The organism is Synechococcus sp. MIT S9220 (assembly GCF_014304815.1).
GTDB lineage: Bacteria > Cyanobacteriota > Cyanobacteriia > PCC-6307 > Cyanobiaceae > Synechococcus_C.
The window spans coordinates 991,036-1,012,270 of record NZ_CP047958.1 but is presented as its reverse complement, the minus strand read 5'-3'; the positions used below and the strand labels follow the sequence as shown (position 1 = coordinate 1,012,270).

At 57.4% G+C, this 21,235-nt stretch carries 22 protein-coding genes; 7 read left to right on the top strand and 15 right to left on the bottom strand.

Annotated elements, in window-relative coordinates; all coding sequences use genetic code 11:
* Nucleotides 1-105: 105 nt before the first annotated feature.
* Nucleotides 106-570, top strand: coding sequence for an EF-hand domain-containing protein (locus SynMITS9220_RS05320; RefSeq protein WP_255483237.1), 465 nt, complete (start codon nucleotides 106-108; stop codon nucleotides 568-570).
* 2 nt (nucleotides 571-572) lie between these two features.
* Here SynMITS9220_RS05320 and SynMITS9220_RS05315 read toward each other — a convergent pair whose 3' ends face one another.
* The 3 genes from SynMITS9220_RS05315 to SynMITS9220_RS05305 all read right to left on the bottom strand — a co-directional run bounded on the left by SynMITS9220_RS05315 (nucleotide 573) and on the right by SynMITS9220_RS05305 (nucleotide 2,376).
* Entirely contained in the window at nucleotides 573-950 is a 378-nt protein-coding gene (locus SynMITS9220_RS05315) for a hypothetical protein (protein ID WP_255483236.1), read from the bottom strand.
* 226 nt (nucleotides 951-1,176) lie between these two features.
* Nucleotides 1,177-1,812: a DUF4335 domain-containing protein gene (locus SynMITS9220_RS05310; protein ID WP_067097188.1), complete on the bottom strand. Its 636-nt coding sequence runs from the start codon at nucleotides 1,810-1,812 to the stop codon at nucleotides 1,177-1,179.
* Nucleotides 1,813-1,818: 6 nt separating this feature from the next.
* Nucleotides 1,819-2,376 carry a DUF3038 domain-containing protein gene (locus SynMITS9220_RS05305; protein ID WP_186991251.1) on the bottom strand — a complete coding sequence of 186 codons (558 nt, stop codon included), beginning with the start codon at nucleotides 2,374-2,376 and terminating at the stop codon, nucleotides 1,819-1,821.
* On the opposite strand from SynMITS9220_RS05305, the gene SynMITS9220_RS05300 reads away from it, so the two are divergent.
* Complete coding sequence (locus SynMITS9220_RS05300) at nucleotides 2,375-2,938, top strand: adenine phosphoribosyltransferase (RefSeq protein WP_186991250.1); 564 nt, start codon at nucleotides 2,375-2,377, stop codon at nucleotides 2,936-2,938. The two genes, SynMITS9220_RS05305 and SynMITS9220_RS05300, sit on opposite strands and share 2 nt — an antisense overlap.
* A gap of 51 nt (nucleotides 2,939-2,989) precedes the next feature.
* On the opposite strand, the gene SynMITS9220_RS05295 is transcribed toward SynMITS9220_RS05300, so the two are convergent.
* Genes SynMITS9220_RS05295 through dapB form a run of 5 tightly spaced genes read right to left on the bottom strand, consistent with a single transcriptional unit; the run spans nucleotide 2,990 to nucleotide 6,242 of the window.
* Entirely contained in the window at nucleotides 2,990-3,202 is a 213-nt protein-coding gene (locus SynMITS9220_RS05295) for a DUF2949 domain-containing protein (RefSeq protein ID WP_067097090.1), read from the bottom strand.
* A 19-nt stretch (nucleotides 3,203-3,221) separates the two neighbouring features.
* Nucleotides 3,222-4,430 (bottom strand): FAD-dependent monooxygenase, encoded by a 1,209-nt coding sequence (locus SynMITS9220_RS05290; protein WP_186991249.1) that lies wholly within the window; start codon nucleotides 4,428-4,430, stop codon nucleotides 3,222-3,224.
* A gap of 12 nt (nucleotides 4,431-4,442) precedes the next feature.
* On the bottom strand, nucleotides 4,443-4,694 hold the full coding sequence (locus SynMITS9220_RS05285) for a chlorophyll a/b-binding protein (protein ID WP_115126342.1): 252 nt from the start codon (nucleotides 4,692-4,694) through the stop codon (nucleotides 4,443-4,445).
* Between the two features lie 36 nt (nucleotides 4,695-4,730).
* Nucleotides 4,731-5,384, bottom strand: a complete 654-nt coding sequence (locus tag SynMITS9220_RS05280) for a hypothetical protein (RefSeq protein WP_186991248.1) — start codon at nucleotides 5,382-5,384, stop codon at nucleotides 4,731-4,733.
* 6 nt (nucleotides 5,385-5,390) lie between these two features.
* On the bottom strand, nucleotides 5,391-6,242 hold the full coding sequence (gene dapB, locus SynMITS9220_RS05275; RefSeq protein WP_186991247.1) for a 4-hydroxy-tetrahydrodipicolinate reductase: 852 nt from the start codon (nucleotides 6,240-6,242) through the stop codon (nucleotides 5,391-5,393).
* Nucleotides 6,243-6,358: 116 nt separating this feature from the next.
* Between dapB and SynMITS9220_RS05270 the strand changes: the two genes are divergently transcribed.
* Nucleotides 6,359-10,375, top strand: a complete 4,017-nt coding sequence (locus SynMITS9220_RS05270; RefSeq protein ID WP_186991245.1) for a magnesium chelatase subunit H — start codon at nucleotides 6,359-6,361, stop codon at nucleotides 10,373-10,375.
* Between the two features lie 95 nt (nucleotides 10,376-10,470).
* Here SynMITS9220_RS05270 and SynMITS9220_RS05265 read toward each other — a convergent pair whose 3' ends face one another.
* The 4 genes from SynMITS9220_RS05265 to SynMITS9220_RS05250 are packed head-to-tail and all read right to left on the bottom strand — an operon-like array spanning nucleotide 10,471 to nucleotide 12,744.
* Entirely contained in the window at nucleotides 10,471-10,875 is a 405-nt protein-coding gene (locus SynMITS9220_RS05265) for a thiol-disulfide oxidoreductase DCC family protein (protein WP_186991242.1), read from the bottom strand.
* A 33-nt stretch (nucleotides 10,876-10,908) separates the two neighbouring features.
* Complete coding sequence (gene folP, locus SynMITS9220_RS05260; RefSeq protein ID WP_186991240.1) at nucleotides 10,909-11,763, bottom strand: dihydropteroate synthase; 855 nt, start codon at nucleotides 11,761-11,763, stop codon at nucleotides 10,909-10,911.
* Between the two features lie 6 nt (nucleotides 11,764-11,769).
* Nucleotides 11,770-12,501 carry a triose-phosphate isomerase gene (gene tpiA / locus SynMITS9220_RS05255; RefSeq protein ID WP_067097064.1) on the bottom strand — a complete coding sequence of 244 codons (732 nt, stop codon included), beginning with the start codon at nucleotides 12,499-12,501 and terminating at the stop codon, nucleotides 11,770-11,772.
* Nucleotides 12,502-12,561: 60 nt separating this feature from the next.
* The gene (locus SynMITS9220_RS05250; protein WP_067097061.1) at nucleotides 12,562-12,744 is read right to left on the bottom strand and encodes an RNA-binding S4 domain-containing protein; all 183 of its coding nucleotides are present in this window, start codon (nucleotides 12,742-12,744) and stop codon (nucleotides 12,562-12,564) included.
* Nucleotides 12,745-12,785: 41 nt separating this feature from the next.
* On the opposite strand from SynMITS9220_RS05250, the gene SynMITS9220_RS05245 reads away from it, so the two are divergent.
* A complete protein-coding gene (locus SynMITS9220_RS05245) occupies nucleotides 12,786-14,528 on the top strand; it encodes an ABC transporter ATP-binding protein (RefSeq protein ID WP_186991238.1) in 1,743 nt (580 codons plus the stop codon).
* Between the two features lie 35 nt (nucleotides 14,529-14,563).
* Nucleotides 14,564-14,788: a DUF6447 family protein gene (locus SynMITS9220_RS05240; RefSeq protein ID WP_067097182.1), complete on the top strand. Its 225-nt coding sequence runs from the start codon at nucleotides 14,564-14,566 to the stop codon at nucleotides 14,786-14,788.
* A 93-nt stretch (nucleotides 14,789-14,881) separates the two neighbouring features.
* Here the strand turns inward: SynMITS9220_RS05240 and SynMITS9220_RS05235 are convergent, their stop codons facing one another.
* Genes SynMITS9220_RS05235 through carB form a run of 3 tightly spaced genes read right to left on the bottom strand, consistent with a single transcriptional unit; the run spans nucleotide 14,882 to nucleotide 20,108 of the window.
* Nucleotides 14,882-16,090 (bottom strand): sodium:alanine symporter family protein, encoded by a 1,209-nt coding sequence (locus SynMITS9220_RS05235; RefSeq protein WP_186991236.1) that lies wholly within the window; start codon nucleotides 16,088-16,090, stop codon nucleotides 14,882-14,884.
* Nucleotides 16,090-16,758, bottom strand: a complete 669-nt coding sequence (locus SynMITS9220_RS05230; protein ID WP_067097050.1) for a DUF3386 domain-containing protein — start codon at nucleotides 16,756-16,758, stop codon at nucleotides 16,090-16,092. The genes SynMITS9220_RS05235 and SynMITS9220_RS05230 overlap by 1 nt, the downstream gene beginning before the upstream one ends.
* 41 nt (nucleotides 16,759-16,799) lie before the next feature.
* A complete protein-coding gene (carB, locus tag SynMITS9220_RS05225; RefSeq protein WP_186991234.1) occupies nucleotides 16,800-20,108 on the bottom strand; it encodes a carbamoyl-phosphate synthase large subunit in 3,309 nt (1,102 codons plus the stop codon).
* Between the two features lie 123 nt (nucleotides 20,109-20,231).
* Between carB and SynMITS9220_RS05220 the strand changes: the two genes are divergently transcribed.
* Together SynMITS9220_RS05220 and rsfS are read left to right on the top strand one after the other, a co-directional pair.
* Nucleotides 20,232-20,867, top strand: a complete 636-nt coding sequence (locus tag SynMITS9220_RS05220; RefSeq protein WP_067097042.1) for a DUF3318 domain-containing protein — start codon at nucleotides 20,232-20,234, stop codon at nucleotides 20,865-20,867.
* The gene (gene rsfS / locus SynMITS9220_RS05215) at nucleotides 20,860-21,225 is read left to right on the top strand and encodes a ribosome silencing factor (protein WP_186991232.1); all 366 of its coding nucleotides are present in this window, start codon (nucleotides 20,860-20,862) and stop codon (nucleotides 21,223-21,225) included. The genes SynMITS9220_RS05220 and rsfS overlap by 8 nt, the downstream gene beginning before the upstream one ends.
* The last annotated feature ends 10 nt before the right edge of the window (nucleotides 21,226-21,235 follow it).

Here is a 21,235-nt window from a genome sequence, read left to right as displayed (position 1 = left end):
ATGCCGTTGCGTCCTGTCGCGCTGAAACGGACCTTGTCACAGCTGATCGATGATCTGTCACGACTCAGACATGTCCATGTCGCCCAATCTCCATATGCTCAAGGCATGGCGATGCGCTTGACACAACCGGTGTTGATGGCCTTCGTGCTGCTTGGGATGCAAAGTCTTGTCCCCTTGGCCCCTGTTCTGGCAAGTCCACATCACGTGCAGATCTATGGCCGACGCATGGAGGCATTGTTCATCCGGATGGATGTCAACGGTGATGGTCGTCTGGAATCAGGAGAAGTCAGGGGTCGGCCTTATTTCGAACGGCGTCTGCAACGACCCGACTCGCGTGGCTATCTGCTACTGAAGGATCTCAGACCCTTAAGCCCTCACCCGAGCGGTCAACGGCTGCAGAAACGATTCAATCAAGCCGATCGCAATGGTGATGGTCGGATCGACCGTCGTGAATGCCAATCACTGCCCTGGTTGAGCCGGAATTTTGTGAGCTTCGATCTTGACGCCGATGGAGGACTGACGCTTGAAGAACTGTGGACGGTGCAGCGTTCGCTTGCGCCTCGGCACTGACGTCAACGTCGAGGCCTGGGTCGACGATGAATCCTCTGACTCGGCTTGACCCGCTCAGAGCTGATCAAGCGTGTGAAGGATTTAACCAGGCGGAACACTCCTGACACCAGGGCCAGAAGGCCTGCCAGAAGGAGCATTGCGATCAGAATGACCGCGGCCAGACCGAGCAATGCTTCCAGGAGCTGTCCAAGGCCTCGAATCAGATCAGCAATGGCCTCACTCACCACCACCATGGCGTCGACCTTCTGAGGCAACCAGCTCAGGAATGCGAGCAACCCTGAGCCAAGGGCCAACAACAGAAGCCCCTCAAGCATCTGACGCCCAACGGAAACAGCCCTGGACCGGTGCTGCTTACTGAATACTCTCCGAGTCTTGGGCACAGCACTAAGAGGTCTCAGATTGGGGGAATTGATCACACCGCCTCCTGAACGAACTCCTGAGCAAAGCCAGTGATCGGACAGCGGCGCTGCAAGCTGATCAAAAAGCAGAAAGATGCTGCCGGCAAGAACTCAGCAATCCGAACAACAGAACTCTTGAAGTTGGCCGGACTCCCTGCCATTCGAATCGTGAGGCGATTGAGACATTCTGAGCCGCCTGGCTCAGAGGTCAACGCTCTTGATCAGGTTGTGCAGGATCGCTGATCGGAGTTTCTGTCTTGACCTCGGGAGCCTGCGCAGGGGTGGGAGATTGAACCTCAGGCAATGGCAACAGAAGCCCCAAGACGCCCAAGACAACAACCGTGGCACCTCCAAGCAGCGGAGCCGTCAGCCTCTGCGTCAACGGGATCCGCTCAACAAGATCCCGACGAGGAAGTGGTTCATGCTGGATCGTTGGCCAGGCGAGACAGACACGGCCGTCGCTTCGCAAGGCATCAAGACAACGAACCAGATCGGCCAACTGAGCATCATCAAGCTGGATTGAAAGAGGCGGAATACCTGGCTTGCCACTGGTGAGGTCAAGACGGTGCTGAGGCCCATCGGGAACCAGCCGAACTGGATCGTTCAGCTCACCCAGGGAACGAACCACCCCTGAAAGACGCAGTCGCACATAGGGAATCACCACCTGCATCAATGCTTCCAGATGCTCACGTTTGCCCTCCAGCTCGGAGGCGCCGACGATTTGTAAACGCCAGCTGGAAAGAATTCCGATGGCCTGCTCTGCATGACCAGCAGAAAAGTCAGGCAAGCCTTCAACCTCCAGGCGAGCGGTGGTTTGGTCGTAGCGGTAGGACTGTTTGAGCATCACCATTCAGGGGGTCGGATCAAGAAGACTGGCGCGGAGACGATCAACCCCACCGGGTCCAGCAGCGAGTGCCAGTGTCAACACCAGCTGTCGCTGCAGCGGGCCTTCGGGCTCACTGCCAAGAAAACGCTGAATGGCACCACGCCGAAGATTCATGCGTTCTTCAATCAGATCGCGTAGGCGCTGGTGGACCAGCTGCCAGCGCTGGTGAGTGAGGTCCTGGGGCTCTTTGCTGGACAGCAACTGGTGAAGCATGGGATAGAGCCTGTCTGCCATCACGCAGAGGATCCTGATTAAGGCCTCTGTTTCCACGGCACTGAGTTGACCACGTCGTGTGGAACGCCTGAGCGGGTTGTGGCAGCGACGTTTCCAAAGCTCAACGCGATTGGGAAAGATCGTTTCAAAACCAAGCTGACGGGTGGCCCAGAGCATGGCCTCCCCGCCGTTTAGGTCAAGAGACTCAACAGTGAGCAGAAGCAGATCAAGGCGCTCGAGAGCACGGCGGCCAAGAACCGCTTCAGGAATCGACGGATCTGAAGCCGCCTCAGCAGTGACATCGGTCATGGCTGCGATGATGCCAGGGTTGAGGCCTTTGCGTCACCACCCTGTGGATCTTCGTCAGTTCATTCGCGATGTGCCGGACTTCCCAAAACCCGGAATTTTGTTCCGCGACATCTCACCGCTGCTGCGCGATCCCCGTGGATGGAGCGAAGTGATGCAGCAACTTGGCGACGTCTGCGAGCGACTCCAACCAGACCTGATCGTGGGAATTGAGTCCAGGGGCTTCATCGTGGGCACTCCTCTGGCAACACAGCAAAAGATTGGCTTTGTGCCGGTCAGAAAACCCGGAAAACTTCCCGGCGAAGTGACCGGTGTTGATTACACCCTTGAATACGGCAGCGATCGTCTTGAAATCCAGACCGATGCTCTTGCGGATGGATCCCGTGTCTTGCTGGTCGACGATCTGCTGGCAACCGGCGGAACTGCTGCCGCCAGTGTTGAGCTGATTCAAAAAGCTGGAGGCAAGCTCGTGGGCTGCGGGTTTGTCATTGAACTGGCAGATCTGGCCGGACGCCGTCGATTGCCAGAGGGACTTCCAATCGAATCACTGATCCGTTACGACTGATCCGTTACGACTGATTGGTGCGCAAACCGTGAGAGTGAGCAGCTGGCTCGGTCAATCCTGCTGCTGTTGCCAATCGAGAACCTCTTGATACTGAGCCAGGTTCAGCAATCCAAAGCTCCAGAGAACAACAGGAAGAGGAGCCTGCTCCAGATGGGCCTGACGAATGCCGAGATTGATGGCGTTCTCGCTCAATCCCAGCCGCTGCTGCAGAAACGCAATCAACGCTCGGGAAGCCACTGGTTGTGGATCACTGCTGATGACCATCAACTTCAGAGCGAGACGCTTACTTTGGCAGCGGTTTCAGCAAGGTGCCTGGGCCGTCGGTCATCGCGGACAGACTGAAGCGTCGAATCCAGCTGATGCGCTTCAACATGAAGAGTGCAAGACGCCTGAAAGGCATCAGCAGAGGATTGTGATTCGAGAAGAAACGAATCAACAGATCCGTCGACAACAAAACTCCGACCAGATCGCTGCGTCGACAACGGGAATAGCGTCGAGCCAACGATGGGGACGCCATCTCTCCACGCCGCACTGCCGCAGTCAGATTCAAAAGGTCACTGACATCGCGCCAACAAAGATTCAAGCCCTGTCCACCAACTGGATGGCAGCGATGACCAGCCTCTCCAACCAGAAGCAAGGATCCACGGTGAAGACGTGGCGCCAGACTTAACTCCAGTGGGAAAGCTCCGGGTTCGTCGAGCAGTTGAACAACGTTCACCCCCTCGGGAAGAATGGCCTCCAACGCTGACACCAGCTCGGATGCAGAAGAGGCAGCCCGATCTCGACATCGCTGCAATGGTGCACTCCAAACCACCTGGTAACGGTCCTGCCCAAGGGGCAGAACGGCCATAGGACCTTCCGGCCGGAACAATTCATAAGCGCAGTGTTGACCTGCTCCCGTCAAGCGAAGCTTCACGGTCAGGCAACCCTGTTGGTAGGGATGGGACCAAAAAGGCACCTCAGCCGAGCGACGCAACATGGAACGAGGGCCATCCGCAGCAACGATCCACTGGCGAGATCCCGAGTTGGCGAGAACCTTCTCGGCTGGTGTGGCGTCATCCAATTGCAGCGCAACATGATCTGAGGCCTCAAGCCGCTCGAGCAAAAGGCTCATCAAGGGTCGATGGTCAAGAATCCAGCCAATCGCCTCCGCGGGGCGATTGGCTGGTCGCAGATCGCGAATGTGGAACCAGGCTGTGCAGTGGGCTGAGCAGTCATCAAGACGCAGAGAGCGAAAGGGCTCCATCTGATCCAGCAAGGCAGCCCAAAGGCCGAGATCCTGCAAAAGACGCCGAGACGAGTGCGTGATGGCGTAAGCGCGGCTGCGGCTTAACAGCAACTCAGCGCTCAAGCGATCGTGAAGAACAACAGAAAAGCCCTGTTGCGCTAATCCAAGCGCTAACAGGGCCCCTGTCGGACCAGCTCCAACAATGCAGAACTGGTGATTGACAGCTTTGACAGCGAAATCTCTGGCTTGAGGATCAGCTGTCACCACATCAAACAATCAGCCAATGCCGAGAAGACCACGAGTAAAAGCTTCGCCACCCAGAGCGAATTCCGTGGCCAACAATGCAATGAAACCAAGCATGGCCATGCGGCCATTCAGCATTTCTGCACGCTCATGGAAGCCCCAGCCGCTCTCGGTGTCCACCACTTCCATGCGGGGCTCGGTCGCAAAAGCATTGAGACGACCACCATCTTCTGTTGTCACAGTGGCGCCGCGAATCGCGGGTGAGTTGGAGGGAACCTGAGACATGATCATCCTGACTTCTTTACACAGTGTAACGCACTATTAAGAACTTTTACGCAAGCGCATTCTGCAGAGATCCTCAAAGGCCGGTCTGAGCAAAAAGGGATACTCACCCACCCAGAGCTTGAGTTGCGGCAACCACGCATCGGTGAGAGCGCCAACACTGGAAAAATCTTTGCGGTCACTGAGAACAATGCAGCGAACTAGCAGGCCCTCACGGATCGCTGAATGGGTCTTGGCCATGGGGAAACTGATCCTCCCCAGGTAGCCGTCCTCATCGGCGAGCTCCAGGATCATCCAGGTTCTGCGGTTTTCAACCAGCTCGAGTCGTCCGCTCGCATCCGCCTGTTCGCGCTGATTCTCAACACGCTCCTTGGTATAAGCCTCCACCACCTCGCCCTCGAACAGGGCGGCTGATGGATATCGCCGCAAGGACGCATTGCGACGACCCGCCTCAAGAATCGGACCCCAAAGGATATAAAGCAGCAAAACGACTCCAGCGATCAGCCAGACAGAGCCCCAGCGGTTGAATGAAAGGCTCTGACTGATCAACAGGGTGATCACTCCTCCAATTCCTGAGATCAACAAACGCTGCAGGATCTTGCGTGGATCACCAAGTGCAAACCTGAACTGAGTACCCGTCGCCACAGCTGGTATCAGCGTCTGCAGTTCGCCGGGACGAAGTGGAATCAGCATGAAAACTCAGATCAGCCTCTCCAGGCCGTAAACGAGTCCTGGCAGCTGTCTCACTTTGCGAACACACAACAAAACGCCAGGCATGTAAGCAGCGCGATCAATGGTGTCATGACGAAGCGTATAGGTCTCACCCGGAGCACCGAACATCACTTCCTGATGAGCCACCAGCCCTGGAAGGCGCAGGGAATGCAGACGCAGCCCGCTAGCACGTTCACCACCACGGCTGCCCTCGAGCGACTCGTGCTCATCAACCTCGGCGGCATTAAATGTTTTGCCCAACTCCTCCATCAACTCCGCCGTTTTGATGCAGGTTCCACTGGGGGCATCTGCCTTGCGGTTGTGGTGAAGCTCCGTGAGCTCTGCATGGTCATAAAACCGAGCTGCGGCAGCTGCAGCCTGCTGGAGCAGCACCATGCCCACGGAAAAGTTGGGGATCACAGCACCGCCCACGGAGGCCTTCTCTGAAAAACTCTGCAGATCCTTGAGTTGCTCAGGGGACAGTCCTGTGGTTCCGATCACAGGATGGACGCCGTAAGCGATGGCCGCTCGGGTGTTTGCATACACCACCGATGGATGGGTGAAATCCACCATCACCGCTCCCTTCCCGGGGCCCGAATCACGAACCGCCTGGCTGGTGGCGCAAAGGCAGCCCTCCAGATCGGCCGTGACGGCCACCTCCAGGGCTCCAAGGCCAATCAGTTCGCCGATATCGGCTCCTTCCTTGCCCGGTGTGTTGTCAACAGCCCCCACCAGGTGGCAGTCGGGTGAAGCGTGAACAGCACGGATCACCTCTGCGCCCATGCGTCCCAGAGCTCCGGTGACCAACACAGGGATCGACTGATTCTCAGCAGCGCTCATGCCAGGGATGTCTCTCGTCAGAGCCTATGCACCGATCGAGTTGTAACACCGCGAGAAAACCTGGGCGTAGAACTGCTCCTCGCCGTAAAGTTCGTTACACAGCTCAATGTGCGCCGATGTTCACACAGGTCCGCTCCGCCAATCGCCGCGTGGCTCCTGTGGAGGGTCAGAACCATAAGTCCGTCATGAAGGCGGTGTATGTGGTGCTGGAGCCCCAGTACCAGAACGCACTCACGCAGGCGGCCACCGCTCTGAACGCCAGCGGAGGCGACCTGGGTATCGAACTCAGCGGCTACCTGATCGAAGAACTTCGCGACGACACCAACTACGAAGACTTCAAAGACGATGTGGCCCAGGCCGATGTGTTCATCGCCTCTTTGATTTTCATCGAAGATCTGGCTCAGAAGGTTGTCGACGCCGTCACCCCCCATCGCGATCGTCTCAAAGCCGCGGTTGTCTTTCCCTCTATGCCGGAGGTGATGCGCCTTAACAAGCTCGGCAGCTTCTCGATGGCTCAGCTCGGACAGAGCAAGAGCGCGATTGCTGGCTTCATGAAAAAGCGAAAGGAAGCTGGCGGCGCCGGTTTCCAGGACGCCATGCTCAAGCTCCTGAACACGCTACCCACTGTTCTCAAATATCTGCCTGTTGAAAAGGCGCAAGACGCGCGCAGCTTCATGCTCAGCTTCCAGTATTGGCTGGGTGGAACACCAGACAATCTGCGCAATTTCTTGCTGATGCTGGCGGACAAATATGTCTTCCCTGCAGAAGAAGGTGAGGAGCGTCCTGTGATGGACGTTGCAGCCCCCGAAGTCTTTCCTGATCTCGGGATCTGGCATCCACTGGCTCCGTCGATGTTCGAGGACCTCAGGGAATATCTCAACTGGACCTCAAGCCGCACCGATCTCTCCGATCAGGCCCTGAAAGGACCAGTGATCGGTCTTGTGCTGCAGCGCAGTCACATTGTGACTGGAGACGATGCTCACTACGTGGCGACGATCCAGGAATTGGAGTTCCGTGGTGCCCGGGTGATTCCCATCTTCTGCGGAGGGCTCGACTTCTCCAAGCCCGTCAATGCCTTCTTCTACGACCCTCTGAATCCAGACCAACCTCTTGTTGACGGCATTGTCTCCCTCACAGGTTTTGCCCTGGTGGGAGGCCCTGCCCGTCAAGACCACCCCAAGGCAGTCGAGTCACTGAAAAAGCTCAATCGTCCCTACATGGTGGCTCTGCCGCTGGTGTTTCAGACGACCCAGGAATGGGAAGGCAGTGATCTCGGTCTGCATCCGGTTCAAGTCGCACTCCAAATCGCTATTCCCGAGCTGGATGGTGCGATCGAACCAATTGTTCTCTCCGGCAGAGACGACGCCACCGGAAAAGCTCACACACTTCAGGATCGAGTTGACGCCATCGCTGAACGGGCAATCAGGTGGTCATCTCTGCGCATCAAACCCCGTGTCGACAAGAAGCTGGCGATCACGGTGTTCAGCTTCCCACCCGACAAGGGCAACGTTGGCACCGCGGCCTATCTCGATGTTTTCGGCTCCATTCATCGCGTCATGGAGGAGATGAAAGAGAAGGGATACAACATCAAGGATCTGCCTGCCACGCCCCGAGCCTTGCTGGAAGCCGTGATCAACGACGCCAATGCCATGCAGGGCTCTCCAGAGCTTTCCGTCGCGCACCGAATGAGTGTCGAGGAATACGAACGACTCACTCCCTACTCAGAACGGCTTGAGGAGAACTGGGGAAAACCACCCGGCAATCTGAACAGTGATGGGCAGAACCTGCTGGTGTTCGGCAGACACTTCGGCAACGTCTTTGTCGGCGTACAACCCACCTTCGGCTACGAGGGTGACCCCATGCGTCTTCTCTATTCGCGCAGCGCCAGCCCTCATCACGGATTTGCGGCCTACTACACCTATCTGGAAAAAATCTGGAAGGCCGATGCAGTGCTCCACTTCGGCACCCATGGGTCGTTGGAGTTCATGCCCGGCAAGCAGATGGGGATGAGCGAAACCTGTTATCCAGACTCCCTGATTGGATCGCTACCGAACCTCTACTACTACGCAGCCAACAACCCATCTGAAGCAACGATCGCCAAGCGTCGTGGTTATGCGTCAACGATCAGCTACCTCACTCCACCTGCGGAAAATGCCGGGCTTTACAAGGGGCTCAAAGAACTTGGCGAATTGGTTGGCTCCTACCAACAATTGCGTGAGGGTGGTCGCGGCGTGCAAATCGTCAACACGATTGTGGAGACGGCTCGCCTATGCAACCTCGACAAGGATGTTGATCTGCCCGATGACGATGCCGCATCCCTAGATCTGGAAGGACGCGACGCCCTCGTTGGTGCCGTTTACCGGCAGCTGATGGAGATCGAGAGCCGTCTGCTTCCCTGCGGACTCCACACCATCGGCAAGCCTCCCACCGCCGAGGAAGCCATTGCCACCCTCGTGAACATCGCAGCTCTGGAACGAGATGAAGATGGACTCCGTTCCCTTCCAGGCCTGTTGGCTGAATCGATCAATCGAACGATCGAAGAGGTCTACAAGGGAAATGACAACGGTGTTCTCGCTGATGTGGAGCTCAACCGCACCATTACCGAGACATCGCGTATAGCGATCTCCGCCATGGTCCGGTCTGTCACCGGCAGTGACGGACGAGTCAACCTGCGCAACAACTGGTCGTGGTTCAGCGACCTGCTGACCCGCTTCGGCTTCAAGCTGCCTTCACCATGGCTCAAGGCCTGCAAAAACAGCGGGTTCAGTGAGATCGATCCAACGGAGCTCGACAGGCTGTTCGGCTATCTGCGTTTCTGCCTTGAGCAGATCTGCGCCGATATGGAGATGGAGAGTCTTCTGAAAGCACTCGATGGCGAATACATCCTCCCCGGACCTGGCGGTGATCCGATCCGTAATCCCGGAGTTCTCCCCAGTGGCAAAAACATCCACGCTCTCGACCCTCAGGCAATTCCAACCCGGGCTGCTGTTGCCGCGGCCAAAGGGGTGGTGGACAAGTTGATCGAGCGCCAACGCGAGGAGCAGGGAGCTTGGCCCGAAACCATTGCCTGCGTCCTCTGGGGCACGGACAACATCAAAACCTACGGAGAATCTCTGGCCCAGATCCTCTGGTTTGTAGGTGTGAAGCCCATGCCTGACTCCGTCGGTCGCGTCAACAAGCTTGAGCTCATTCCTCTTGAGGAGCTTGGACGCCCCCGCGTTGATGTGGTGGTGAACTGCTCTGGAGTCTTCCGCGATCTGTTCATCAACCAGATGGCACTGATCGACCAGGCCGTGAAGATGGCAGCAGAAGCGGATGAGCCACTCGAGCAGAATTTTGTTCGCAAACATGCCCTTGAGCAGGCTGAAAAAGAGGGAAGCAGCTTGCGAGACGCGGCTTGTCGGGTGTTCTCAAATGCCAGTGGCAGCTACAGCTCCAATGTGAATCTGGCCGTGGAAAACAGCACCTGGGAAGAGGAGGGCGAGCTGCAGGAGATGTATCTCTCCAGGAAAACCTTTGCTTTCAATGCTGACAATCCTGGTGAGATGAACCAAAAGCGTGATGTCTTCGAAAATGTCATGAAAACCGCTGACGTCACCTTCCAGAATCTGGATTCCGCGGAGATCTCCCTCACCGATGTGAGTCACTATTTCGACTCTGATCCCACCAAACTGATCGCTGGTCTGCGTGATGACGGCAAGGCACCCACCAGCTACATCGCCGATACCACCACAGCCAACGCTCAGGTGCGTTCTCTGAACGAGACGATTCGTCTCGACTCGCGCACCAAGCTTCTCAATCCGAAGTGGTATGAGGGCATGCTCGACTCGGGTTATGAGGGTGTTCGAGAAGTTGCAAAGCGGCTTAATTTCACTCTTGGCTGGAGTGCAACCAGTGGCTCAGTTGACAACTTCGTTTACGAAGAAGCCAACGAGACGTTCATCAACGATCCAGAAATGCGCAAGCGACTTCTGGATCTGAATCCCAACAGTTTCCGCCGCATTGTGGGGACGTTGCTTGAGGTGCACGGTCGTGGTTACTGGGAGACCTCCGACGAAAACATCGAACAGCTCCAGGAGCTCTACCAGGAAGTTGAGGATCGGATTGAGGGCGTCACAACCGCCGAATCCTGAACACAGACCTCACAGCACTGAACTCTCAGCTCTGAGAGTTCAACCATTCAGCCGGTGCTCTGACACCGGCTTTTGTCATGGGTGGACCACTCAGTTCACTGCGGCAGCGAACAACGCTCCTGACACAGTTGATCGAGCGATGCACGGTTGGTGATTTTCAGGCGATAGCGAGCCCAGACGCCATAAAGACCATCAACCACTGGCCCGACCACTGGCCAGCGGGTTGGCGCATACAGCCAGCCGAGACCGATCAAGCGGTAAGCCTCGCGAAAGACCGCGACATCAGTGAGCACTGTTCCATCGGCCTGAATGGCATGAATCCTTGCCATTGCCTGGCGATAGCTAATGCCAGACCAATCCTCGGGGGAGTACTCCTGTGCATCAACGTCAACGAAGCGGATGGACTGATCGCGATCCTTGCGACGCAGAAACGTCACCTCACGGACGCAGAGTGGACATCCCCCGTCGTAAAGCAGGGTGAGCTCAGGGCTCGTGCTCATGAATGCCTCACAGAAGGGTCTGTTCTAGCCAGATCAGTCATGAACGTTGGCGGGCGAATCTTGCCGAGCCACCGCCGCGGCCATGGTCACCACCTGATGGATCGGCCCTACATCGTGGACTCGCACCACGTGGACCCCTGCCTCCACAGCCCTGGCGCAGACTGCAGCCGTCCCCCAGATCCTTGCCTTGGATCGGGGCTGGTCAAGAACAGCCCCGATAAAACGCTTTCGAGAAGGTCCCAGCAACAGCGGAATGCCGTCCTGCTGAAGCTCGTCCAACTGTCTGATCAGCTGAAGATTTTGGTCTGTGGTCTTCGCGAAGCCAAGACCTGGATCCCAAATCAGCTGTTCCCTGCTCAGACCTGCTTGGAGAGCTCGGTCAGTGCTGAGCCTGAGTTCATGCAACACTCCGGCAACAACGCCCTGTTCGCCGTAATCGGTGCAGTCGTCCATGGTTTGACTGTCACCACGACTGTGCATCAGCACATAGGGGCAACCAGCATCGGCGACCAACGAGAGCATGACCGGGTCGCGTCTGCCTCCACTGACATCGTTGATCCAATCAGCGCCTGCCTCCAACGCAGCTCGGGCAACGGATGCCCGAAAGGTGTCGACAGAAAGAATCACCTGCGGATGGGCTGCACGAATGCTTTGAAGGCAGGGGAGAAGACGCGACAGCTCTTCTTCCGCACCCACATCAAAAGCACCAGGCCGGGTGCTCTGGGCACCGAGATCAAGCACCTCCGCTCCATCGCGCAACTGACGTGACGCCTCGTTCAAAGCCAGATCCGCCCGGTTGAATCGTCCTCCATCACTGAAGGAATCCGGGGTGAGGTTGATCACCCCCATCACAGCCGGGCGATGGCCCCAGCAGTCGGGATGACGCATGAGGAATCAGGCGACCTGATAGTTGGCGATGCGAGCGAAGCTTTCAGCATCCAGTGATGCACCACCGACAAGCACACCATCGATATCACTCATGCCCATGAGCTCATCGATATTTCCGGGTTTGACGGATCCTCCGTACTGAATGATCAGATCAGGGGCACCCACCCAACTACGAATCAGACCACAAATGCGGTTGGCCTCCGACGATTCACAGGTCTTGCCGGTGCCGATGGCCCAGATGGGTTCATAGGCAACGACAAGACGATTTGGATCCAGTCCTTCGAGGCCCTGCTCGACCTGACGGCGGATCACGCGCTCAGCTTCACCACGGCTGCGCTGTTCATCACTTTCTCCAACGCAGACGATCGGAATTAGGCCATGGGCTTGAGCTGAACGCGCCCGATGGTTGATCTGCTCATCACTCTCACTGAAATACTTACGAGGCTCGCTGTGACCAACGATCGCGTAACGCACTCCATGCTCTTCCAGCATCGATGGAGCGATCTCACCCGTGAACGCGCCATTGGCTTCCCAGTGCACGTTCTGACTTGAAATCTCCAGCCGTGATCCTGAAGTGATCTCAGCAGTGGTGCTGATCGCCGTAAACGGAGGCGCAACCACCAACTCACGGTCGTCAGGCGTGTCGGCGATCAGTGGCAAAAACGTGGCCAACCAGTCCCGGGCCTGGGCGCACGTCATGTGCATCTTCCAGTTTCCAGCAATCACCGGTTTGCCCACGCTTGCGTCCTCTGCGGCTCAGCAGCAGCCAACTTACGTTCCTACGCGAGCAAAGTCGTCTCAGATCTTCGTGACGACCGCCTGATCGCCACCCACAATCACGCAATCCCCGAGCTTGAGCTGTCGACCTCGCTGAGTCACAACGCTGTCATTCACACGTACTTGCCCAGCCTGGATCAACATCTTGGCCTCACCACCGGTGCCAACCCATCCTTGCCATTTCAGGAACTGATCGAGTCGCATCAACCCAAGAGATCAAGAAAGAGCATTGATAGTGTGACGCGATGCTGAAAACCTCCGAGGCAGGATTCCGCAGGCTGCTGCCATTGCTGCGTCCGCATCTGCCGCAACTGAGCCTCGGGCTGGTCTGCATGCTCATCTATGTGAGCAGCTTTCTGTTGCTGCTCAACCTCGCTGGATCCCTCTTCCCCGCACTGGGATCGAGAGATCTTGGGCGGGTGCTCGGGTTGATCGGGCAGGGAGTGCTGATTTTCGCAATCCAGAAACTGGCTCAGTTCGGCCAGGACTCCCTCTTAGCCGGACCAGCCCTTCAGGTGAGCAAGACCCTGCGCAGCAATCTGTTTCGTCGCCTGCAGACCGTTGAACTGGGGGCACTGGAGAAACTCTCAGCAGGTGATCTCACGTACCGACTGACTGAAGACGCGGATCGTGTCAGCGAAGTGCTGTACAAATCGATTCACGACACACTGCCAAGTGCGCTCCAACTGCTGGCGGTGCTGGGGTACATGCTCTGGCTGGACTGGAAACTCACGGCCTCCATCCTGCTGCTGGCGCCATTGATTATCTGGCTGATCAGCCTGTTTGGCGCCAAGGTGATGGCGGCCACCGAACGCAGTCAGAAAAAAGTGAGCGAACTGGCCGGTTTGCTCGGCGAGGCCATCGAGGGCCTGCCGCTTGTGCGGGCGTTTGCCGCAGAGCCCTGGCTTCAAGGTCGATTTGAAGACGAGATTGATCAGCATCGTCAGGCCAGGCACCGCACCTACAGCCTTGTTGCACTGCAGCATCCGGTGGTGGGAATGATCGAAGTGGTGGGTCTTTTCTCCGTGCTGGGACTGGCCGCCTGGAGGATTCAGAACGATGGCCTGACCATTGCTGGCTTAAGCAGCTACCTCACTGGCCTTGTGGTGCTGATCGACCCCATTGCTCACGTCACCAACAACTTCAATGAATTTCAGCAGGGCCAGGCTTCGCTGCGACGACTGCGCCAGATCGAACAGGAGCCTCAGGAAACTGCTGATCCAGATCCGGCCTTGCCGATTGGTCGACCCGCAGGACACCTGAATCTGCATCACGTTCACTTCGCTTACGGCAATGGCGAACCGGTGCTTCGTGATATCAATCTGACCATCCAAGCCGGTCAGGTGGTGGCGCTGGTGGGCCCATCCGGTGCCGGCAAAAGCACATTGTTCTCCCTACTTCTGCGCTTCAACAGTGCCCAGTCAGGAGAGATCGAGCTTGATGGGAACAACCTGGCGCAAGTGAAAGCCCGCGAACTCAGGCAGCAGATCGCCCTCGTGCCACAGCGCACAACGGTGTTCTCCGGCAGCATTGCCGAGGCGATTCGTTTCGGCAGACCAGCGAGCCATGATCAGCTGCTGGAAGCAGCCCGTCTGGCCAATGCCCACGACTTCATCATGGCCTTGCCAGATGGCTACGAGACGAAGCTGGAGGAACGCGGTACCAATGTTTCTGGAGGCCAGCTGCAGCGCATTGCTATTGCCAGAGCCGTGCTGGGAAATCCCGCTGTGCTGTTGCTTGATGAAGCCACCAGCGCCCTAGACGCTGAGGCTGAGGCGGCTGTTCAGCTGGGACTGCGCCAGGCGATGCATGGCCGCACCGTGCTGGTGATCGCTCACCGCCTGGCCACGGTGCAGGAAGCTGACCAGATCGTTGTGCTTGAACATGGCCAAATCAGTGAACAAGGCAGCCATGATCAGTTGATGGCGAACAACGGTCGTTATCGAGATCTGTGTGAACGCCAAATGATTCGCGATCGGTGCGGCTAAGTTTCCTTGGATTCAACAGTGATTCAGTCGATCCGATGACCGCAACACCAGCAGAAAACCCAGTTCTCACCTTCGAAGGCAAGCGCTACAACCTCAATGAACTTCCTGAAGATCTGAAGGAACTGGTGCGCGGTATGCAGGTCGCCGATGCGCAATTGCGGATGCACGAAGACACCCTGAAAGTTCTGGCAGTGGGACGTCAGTCCATGGCCATGCAGCTGAATGAGCGCCTGAAGAACGTCACCCCCATGCCCGATTAAGGCTGAGCGATCAAGAGAATCGCACAAGCCTCACCATCAAAAAAGCCTCCAGCCGTGGCCGGAGGCTTTTTTACAGCGGATCAGCCGATGCAATCAGTTGGATGATTCCGACGCATCAGGGAAGCGATAACGACGCGTGAGTTCAACAACGGTTCCTGACAACAGCAACAGCGCGATCAGGTTGGGAATGGCCATCAGGCCATTGAGAGTATCCGCGACACCCCACACCACACCACGGTCACCGACCAACGAACCGATCACCACCACAGCCACCCAGACGCCCCTAAAAGGCAGAATCGCCTTCACACCGAACAGATATTCGGTGCAGCGTTCGCCATAGAAACTCCAACCGAGAACAGTGGTGAACGCGAAAACGAGCAAGCCGAAGGTGACGATCCACCCCGAACCGGCCAGCGCCTCATTGAAGGCTGCGATTGACAGTTCAGACCCCGACAATCCACCGCCAGCGATCCCACTGACCAAGATCACGAGGGCAGTGAGCGTGCCCGTTGCAGCTGCCTGACCGGTGAATGCATTGCTGAAAATGCTTGCGAAGGCGTCACCGACACTGCCGATGTTGGCCAAGAGAATGATCAGGCAGGCGAGCACATAGGCAATCGCCATGAACGGCACAATCGCGGAGGCGGCCTTGGAGATCCGGCGCACACCGCCGATGATCACGGCAAAGACCAACACCCCAAGGACGACGGCTGTGACTTCCCGAGGAACCCCGAGCCCGAGCAATGCACTGGAGACTTCAAAGCACTGAACACCGTTGCCGATGCCAAAACCGGCCAGCATGCCGAACAGAGCGAACACCCCTCCCAGCCAGACCCATCGAGGTCCAAGACCTTTGCTGATGTAGTACATCGGCCCACCGACGTGATGACCCAGGTCATCCACCTCGCGATAGTGAACCGCCAGAACGGCTTCGGCGTATTTGGTTGCAATGCCAAAGAAGGCGATCAACCACATCCAAAAGACCGCACCTGGCCCACCGATGGCGATCGCTCCTGCCACACCCGCGATATTTCCCGTGCCGACGGTGGCCGCCAGCGAAGTCATCAGAGCCTGAAAGGAACTGATATCACCCTCAGCCTGCTGGTCTGAAGGGGCCAACATCATGCGCACTCCATAGGGAAGCCGCAGGATCGGCATGAAGCGCAGACCGACCATCAGCAACACGCCGGTGATCGAAATCAGACCCACAGTCGGCCATCCCCAGGCGAAGGAACTGACCGGACCATTGATCGCGGTAACGACTCTGTCGAAGTTATCGGCAGCGCTTGAAGGAACTGACATCAGAGCGCAACCAAATCGTTGAACTCGAACACCTGAAGCGTGTCCTTGCCGTCGGCATCTTTGGAGCCGATCGCTCGACGCTCAAGGACCCAACAACCCTGCTCACCAACAGGCACGAACGTATCTTCAAACGTGCTGGAGGCACCCCTGGCTTCGCCGCTGGTCGGATCCGAATACTGGCTGGTGTAGTTGCGACTGAGATAACCCGATCCAGTGTCCGTCGTGCTTCCGGTGTGAATCGTGACCACCGTTCCGTGGATATGGCGGTGAACCATCGTCACCACATCAGCTTTGATGCGATAGCGATCACCCTCACCTTTCCCTCCGATCAAAACCTCCAAGCCTTCATCGGTGCTGTCACCAGCCGTGAAGGTGTTGGCACCATGCACCTGCTCAAAAGGTCTGCGAACACGATGAATGGCGACTTCCCAGAGTTGGGATGCGATCGCCTTCTCCACCTCAGCATCATCGATGCCCTCGACCTTGGCCTTCAGATCCGCACCGATCTGGAAACGACCTTCAACACGACGGTCGCCCTGTTCCCAGACGCACCGTCCTTGATATCCGCCAAAGCCCGGTTCCCAGGTGTAGCGATTCTGATAAGCAGCTTGAAAAGCATCCCGGCAGTCACTGCCGGGGGCAACGTTGGGAATGCTGGTGACAGTCACTTGGAGACATTGACGCTTTGGCGACCTTACCGGGGCTGAGCCTATCGATGAACATCCTGAAGGGCATGGATATCAAACGTCTGCGATTGCAGCGCCTCAATTCCCTGAACAGCAGACCGAGCTCCGGCAAGCGTGGTGAGGGTCGGTACTGAGTAATCGAGCGCAGCACGCCGCAAGTAGCGATCGTCATGGGCCGCTTGACGTCCAATTGGCGTGTTGATCACAAGTTGGACAGCACCAGAGCGAATCAGATCCTCGATATTCGGACGCCCTTCATGGACCTTCAACACTGACTGCACCTGAAGACCAGCCTCACTCAACGTGGCCGCTGTGCCAGCGGTTGCGGTGAGCGAGAAACCCAGATCAAGCAAACGCTTGGCCACAGGAACGAGCGCCAGCTTGTCCCGATCATGGGTCGACAGAAAAACGTTGCCCTTGGTGGGCAGGGCCTCCCCGGCGGCCAGCTCTGCCTTGGCGTAAGCCATCCCAAAGTGCGGAGCCCACCCCATCACCTCGCCGGTGGAGCGCATTTCCGGTCCCAGCAGGGAATCGGCACCAGGGAAGCGCCGGAAGGGGAGCACAGCTTCTTTCACCGCTTGAAGCGGCGGAGAAGGCTCCTGACTGAGACCGATATCAGCGAGAATCTCGCCAGCCATCAGGCGAGTGGCGACTCGTGCCAATGGGACACCGGTGGCCTTGGCCACGAAAGGCACTGTTCTTGAAGCGCGCGGATTGGCTTCGATGATGAACACCCTCTCCTCCCCTGAGGCAGTGCGTTGAACAGCGAACTGAAGATTGATCAGACCCTGAACTTGAAGACGTAGGGCAAGGGCCTTGGTCCAGGAGCGAATGGTGGCAAGGGCCTCATCTCCGAGAGAGACCGATGGCAGACAACAGGCGGAATCACCTGAATGAATCCCAGCGGGTTCAATGTGCTCCATCAGCCCACCGATCACCACCACACCATCCCGGTCACAAAGCGCATCCACATCCACCTCAACGGCGTTCTGGAGGTATTGGTCGATGAGCACCGGATGATCTGGTTCCACCTGCACCGCTTCGGTCATGTAGCGATTGAGCTCCAACTCGTCGTGAACGACCTCCATTGCCCGACCACCCAGCACGTAAGAGGGGCGCACGACGACCGGATACCCCACGGTCTCTGCCACCGCGCGTGCCTCGTGTTCGCTGCGGGCAAGTCCGTTGCGTGGTTGGCGGATATCAAGTTCACGCAGAATCGCTTCGAACTGCTCACGATCCTCAGCACGGTCAATCGATTCCGGGGATGTTCCCCAGATCCGGGTGCCCGTGGCCTGACCTGCCGGTGAGTTCAACCAACGCAGCAGGGGCATCGCCAGCTTGAGCGGCGTTTGGCCGCCGAATTGCACAATCACGCCTTCGGGTCGTTCCGCCTCGATCACATTGAGAACATCCTCAAACGTGAGTGGCTCGAAATACAGACGATCGCTGCTGTCGTAGTCGGTGGAGACCGTTTCGGGATTGCTATTGAGCATCACCGTGGCGAAGCCACGGTCCTGGGCTGAAAACGATGCATGGCAACAGCAGTAATCGAATTCGATGCCTTGACCAATGCGATTGGGACCGCCGCCCAAGATCATCAGTTTGCGCCTGTTGTCCTCTGACACTTCTGTCGCCGGGGGCTGAACCGTCAGTGTCCCCGTTGCATCCAGGCGAGACCAAGGACGTTCATAGGTTGAGTAGTGATAGGGAGTGGTCGAAGCGAATTCGGCCGCACAGGTGTCCACGGTCTTGAACACGGGACGCACGCCAAGCTTCAGTCGCGCTTCGCGCACATCCAGCTGATCTGAGCCGGTGAACCAAGCGATCTGACGATCGGAATAGCCGAGCTGCTTCAGCCGGAGAAAATCCGCAGCGCTGAGGGCCGACAGCTGCCGGTCGTTGAGCAGTTCGGATTCGGTGTTGATCAGAACGCGCAACTTGGCCAGGAACCAGGGGTCGATGCGACTGAGCTGATGAATCTGTTCATCCGAGCGTCCCGCCAGCATGGCGGTTCGCACCGTAAGGATTCGTTCCGGCGAGGGCGTACGCAGGGAGCGGTCAAGTTCTGTAGCGGTGAGCTCCGGCTCAGCGCGATCACCACCCCAGCCGGCCAGGCCGGTCTCCAAGGATCGCAAAGCTTTCTGGAACGACTCCTCGAAACAGCGTCCGATGGCCATGGCTTCACCCACCGATTTCATGGCCGTGGTGAGCACTGCAGGCGAGCCCCTAAATTTTTCAAAGGCGAAGCGTGGAACCTTGGTGACGACGTAATCAATCGTCGGTTCAAAGCAGGCGGGTGTTTTGCCGGTGATGTCGTTGAGAATCTCGTCGAGGGTGTAGCCAACAGCGAGACGCGCAGCAATTTTGGCAATGGGGAATCCAGTGGCCTTGCTGGCCAGAGCCGACGATCGGCTGACGCGGGGATTCATCTCGATGACCACCACCTCGCCATCGGCGGGGTTGATCGCGAATTGGATGTTGCTGCCTCCAGTGGCCACCCCGATCTCGCGAATAATGGCGATGGATTGATCCCTCAGTCGTTGGTACTCGCGGTCCGTGAGGGTCTGGGCTGGGGCCACGGTGATCGAATCACCGGTGTGAACACCCATGGGATCGAGGTTTTCGATGCTGCAAACAATCACCACGTTGTCGGCGAGATCGCGCATCACCTCCAGTTCAAATTCCTTCCAACCCAGCAGCGACTGTTCGATCAGAATCTGCGAGACGGGACTGGCATCAAGTCCGGTTTTGCAGATTGAGGCATATTCCTCAGGGTTGTAGGCAATGCCACCTCCACTGCCGCCCAGAGTGAAGGCGGGGCGGATGATTCTGGGATAAGTGCCGATAGCGGCTCCGACAGCCTCCGCCTCTTCGATCGATGATGCGATTCCCGAAGGACAGACCTTCACTCCGATCCGCTCCATCGCCTGCTTGAACAGCAGTCGATCCTCAGCTTTTCGGATCGCCTGCAGATCGGCACCAATCAGCTCGACCCCGAATCGCTCCAGGGTTCCGTCCTCAGCCAGGTTGACAGCCAGATTGAGGGCGGTCTGGCCTCCCATGGTGGGAAGCAGAGCGTCAGGTCGCTCCTGTTCAATCACCCTTGCGACCACCTCAGGGGTCAGCGGTTCCACGTAGGTGCGATCTGCCATATCCGGATCGGTCATGATCGAAGCCGGGTTGGAATTCACCAGCACGACCTCATATCCCTCGGCGCGAAGTGCTTTGCACGCCTGAGTTCCGGAGTAATCGAACTCACAAGCCTGGCCGATCACGATCGGCCCTGAACCCAGCAGAAGAATGCGACGAAGATCATTCCGCCGAGGCATGTGCGTTCTCTCTGCAGCCAAACCTTTTGAGTCTCCCACGCAGCCCCATGTCCACATGCATCTGTTCAGCGGCAGGTGCCCGGCAGTCGCTAGCGTTAGGGGTCAGGAGAACAATCGACAGTTATGAGTGAGCTCCAGCGTCTGAAAGGGTTGCTTCCCCCGGAGATGCAGAGCTGGGTGTTCGTCGAGGCAGCCGCTGCCGTTGAGCCGGCTTTGATCACCCTTGAAGAGATCGGCAGGGATGAGGTTGAGATTCAGATTGATCTCGACGCCTGGGACAACCTGGCTCTCGATCACCGAAATCTGCTGTTCTGGCATGAGGTGGGCAGGATTCAGAATGACACCATTCCCCGCGATGGCTGGGAGATGGCGGCCCTAGCGATCGGCCTCGGCGGGGCCATCGGCGAGCTCTGGGTGCAAGACGGTCTGCTCTTGTTCATGGCCCTTGGATTATCCGGATTCGCTGGCTACCGCCTCTATTTGAAGAACAATGCCGAAAAACGGCTTCGCGATGCGATCTCGGCTGATGAACGAGCCATTGATCTGGCCTGTCGCTTTGGCTACAGCGTCCCGAATGCCTACAAAAGCCTGGGCGGCGCACTGAAGGAACTCGTCGAAAAAACCAGAAAGAAGAAAAAACGCAGCTTCTACGAAGACCGACTGGAGGCGTTACGCAAGAGTGCTGGGAAAGCTCGCGCTGAAATGGCGCAACAGCAAGGTTCCCGTCAGTCCGTCACCAGCGAAAATGTCTATGGATAGTGAACAGCTTGCGGAACTCGCGGCCGATGCTTGCGATGACCGTAAGGCGGTGGACATTCAGCTCATCCGCGTTGATGAGGTCTCAAGTCTTGCCGACTGGATGGTGATCGCCGGTGGCCAGAGTGACGTTCAAGTCAGAGCGATTGCACGCTCGGTCGAGGATCGGATTGAGGATGAGGTCCAGAGACTTCCCTTGCGAAAAGAGGGAGTGAACGAAGGACGCTGGGCCTTACTGGATTACGGCGAACTTATCGTGCACGTGCTCCAACCTGGAGAAAGGAGTTACTACGACCTTGAAGCATTTTGGAGTCACGGGGAATGCCGTCCCTACCTAACGTCCAAATCATCTGACGATTAACAGGCGGCCC

Bases quoted from the DNA above. Each gene is read 5' to 3' on its own strand.
- SynMITS9220_RS05320 (WP_255483237.1), top strand. From the start codon at position 106: ATGGCGATGCGCTTGACACAACCGGTGTTGATGGCCTTCGTGCTGCTT.
- SynMITS9220_RS05310 (WP_067097188.1), bottom strand. From the start codon at position 1,812: ATGCTCAAACAGTCCTACCGCTACGACCAAACCACCGCTCGCCTGGAG.
- SynMITS9220_RS05300 (WP_186991250.1), top strand. From the start codon at position 2,375: ATGGCTGCGATGATGCCAGGGTTGAGGCCTTTGCGTCACCACCCTGTG.
- SynMITS9220_RS05305 (WP_186991251.1), bottom strand. From the start codon at position 2,376: ATGACCGATGTCACTGCTGAGGCGGCTTCAGATCCGTCGATTCCTGAA.
- SynMITS9220_RS05295 (WP_067097090.1), bottom strand. From the start codon at position 3,202: ATGGTCATCAGCAGTGATCCACAACCAGTGGCTTCCCGAGCGTTGATT.
- SynMITS9220_RS05285 (WP_115126342.1), bottom strand. From the start codon at position 4,694: ATGTCTCAGGTTCCCTCCAACTCACCCGCGATTCGCGGCGCCACTGTG.
- SynMITS9220_RS05280 (WP_186991248.1), bottom strand. From the start codon at position 5,384: ATGCTGATTCCACTTCGTCCCGGCGAACTGCAGACGCTGATACCAGCT.
- dapB (WP_186991247.1), bottom strand. From the start codon at position 6,242: ATGAGCGCTGCTGAGAATCAGTCGATCCCTGTGTTGGTCACCGGAGCT.
- SynMITS9220_RS05270 (WP_186991245.1), top strand. From the start codon at position 6,359: ATGTTCACACAGGTCCGCTCCGCCAATCGCCGCGTGGCTCCTGTGGAG.
- SynMITS9220_RS05265 (WP_186991242.1), bottom strand. From the start codon at position 10,875: ATGAGCACGAGCCCTGAGCTCACCCTGCTTTACGACGGGGGATGTCCA.
- folP (WP_186991240.1), bottom strand. From the start codon at position 11,763: ATGCGTCATCCCGACTGCTGGGGCCATCGCCCGGCTGTGATGGGGGTG.
- SynMITS9220_RS05250 (WP_067097061.1), bottom strand. From the start codon at position 12,744: ATGCGACTCGATCAGTTCCTGAAATGGCAAGGATGGGTTGGCACCGGT.
- SynMITS9220_RS05245 (WP_186991238.1), top strand. From the start codon at position 12,786: ATGCTGAAAACCTCCGAGGCAGGATTCCGCAGGCTGCTGCCATTGCTG.
- SynMITS9220_RS05240 (WP_067097182.1), top strand. From the start codon at position 14,564: ATGACCGCAACACCAGCAGAAAACCCAGTTCTCACCTTCGAAGGCAAG.
- SynMITS9220_RS05235 (WP_186991236.1), bottom strand. From the start codon at position 16,090: ATGTCAGTTCCTTCAAGCGCTGCCGATAACTTCGACAGAGTCGTTACC.
- carB (WP_186991234.1), bottom strand. From the start codon at position 20,108: ATGCCTCGGCGGAATGATCTTCGTCGCATTCTTCTGCTGGGTTCAGGG.
- SynMITS9220_RS05220 (WP_067097042.1), top strand. From the start codon at position 20,232: ATGAGTGAGCTCCAGCGTCTGAAAGGGTTGCTTCCCCCGGAGATGCAG.
- rsfS (WP_186991232.1), top strand. From the start codon at position 20,860: ATGGATAGTGAACAGCTTGCGGAACTCGCGGCCGATGCTTGCGATGAC.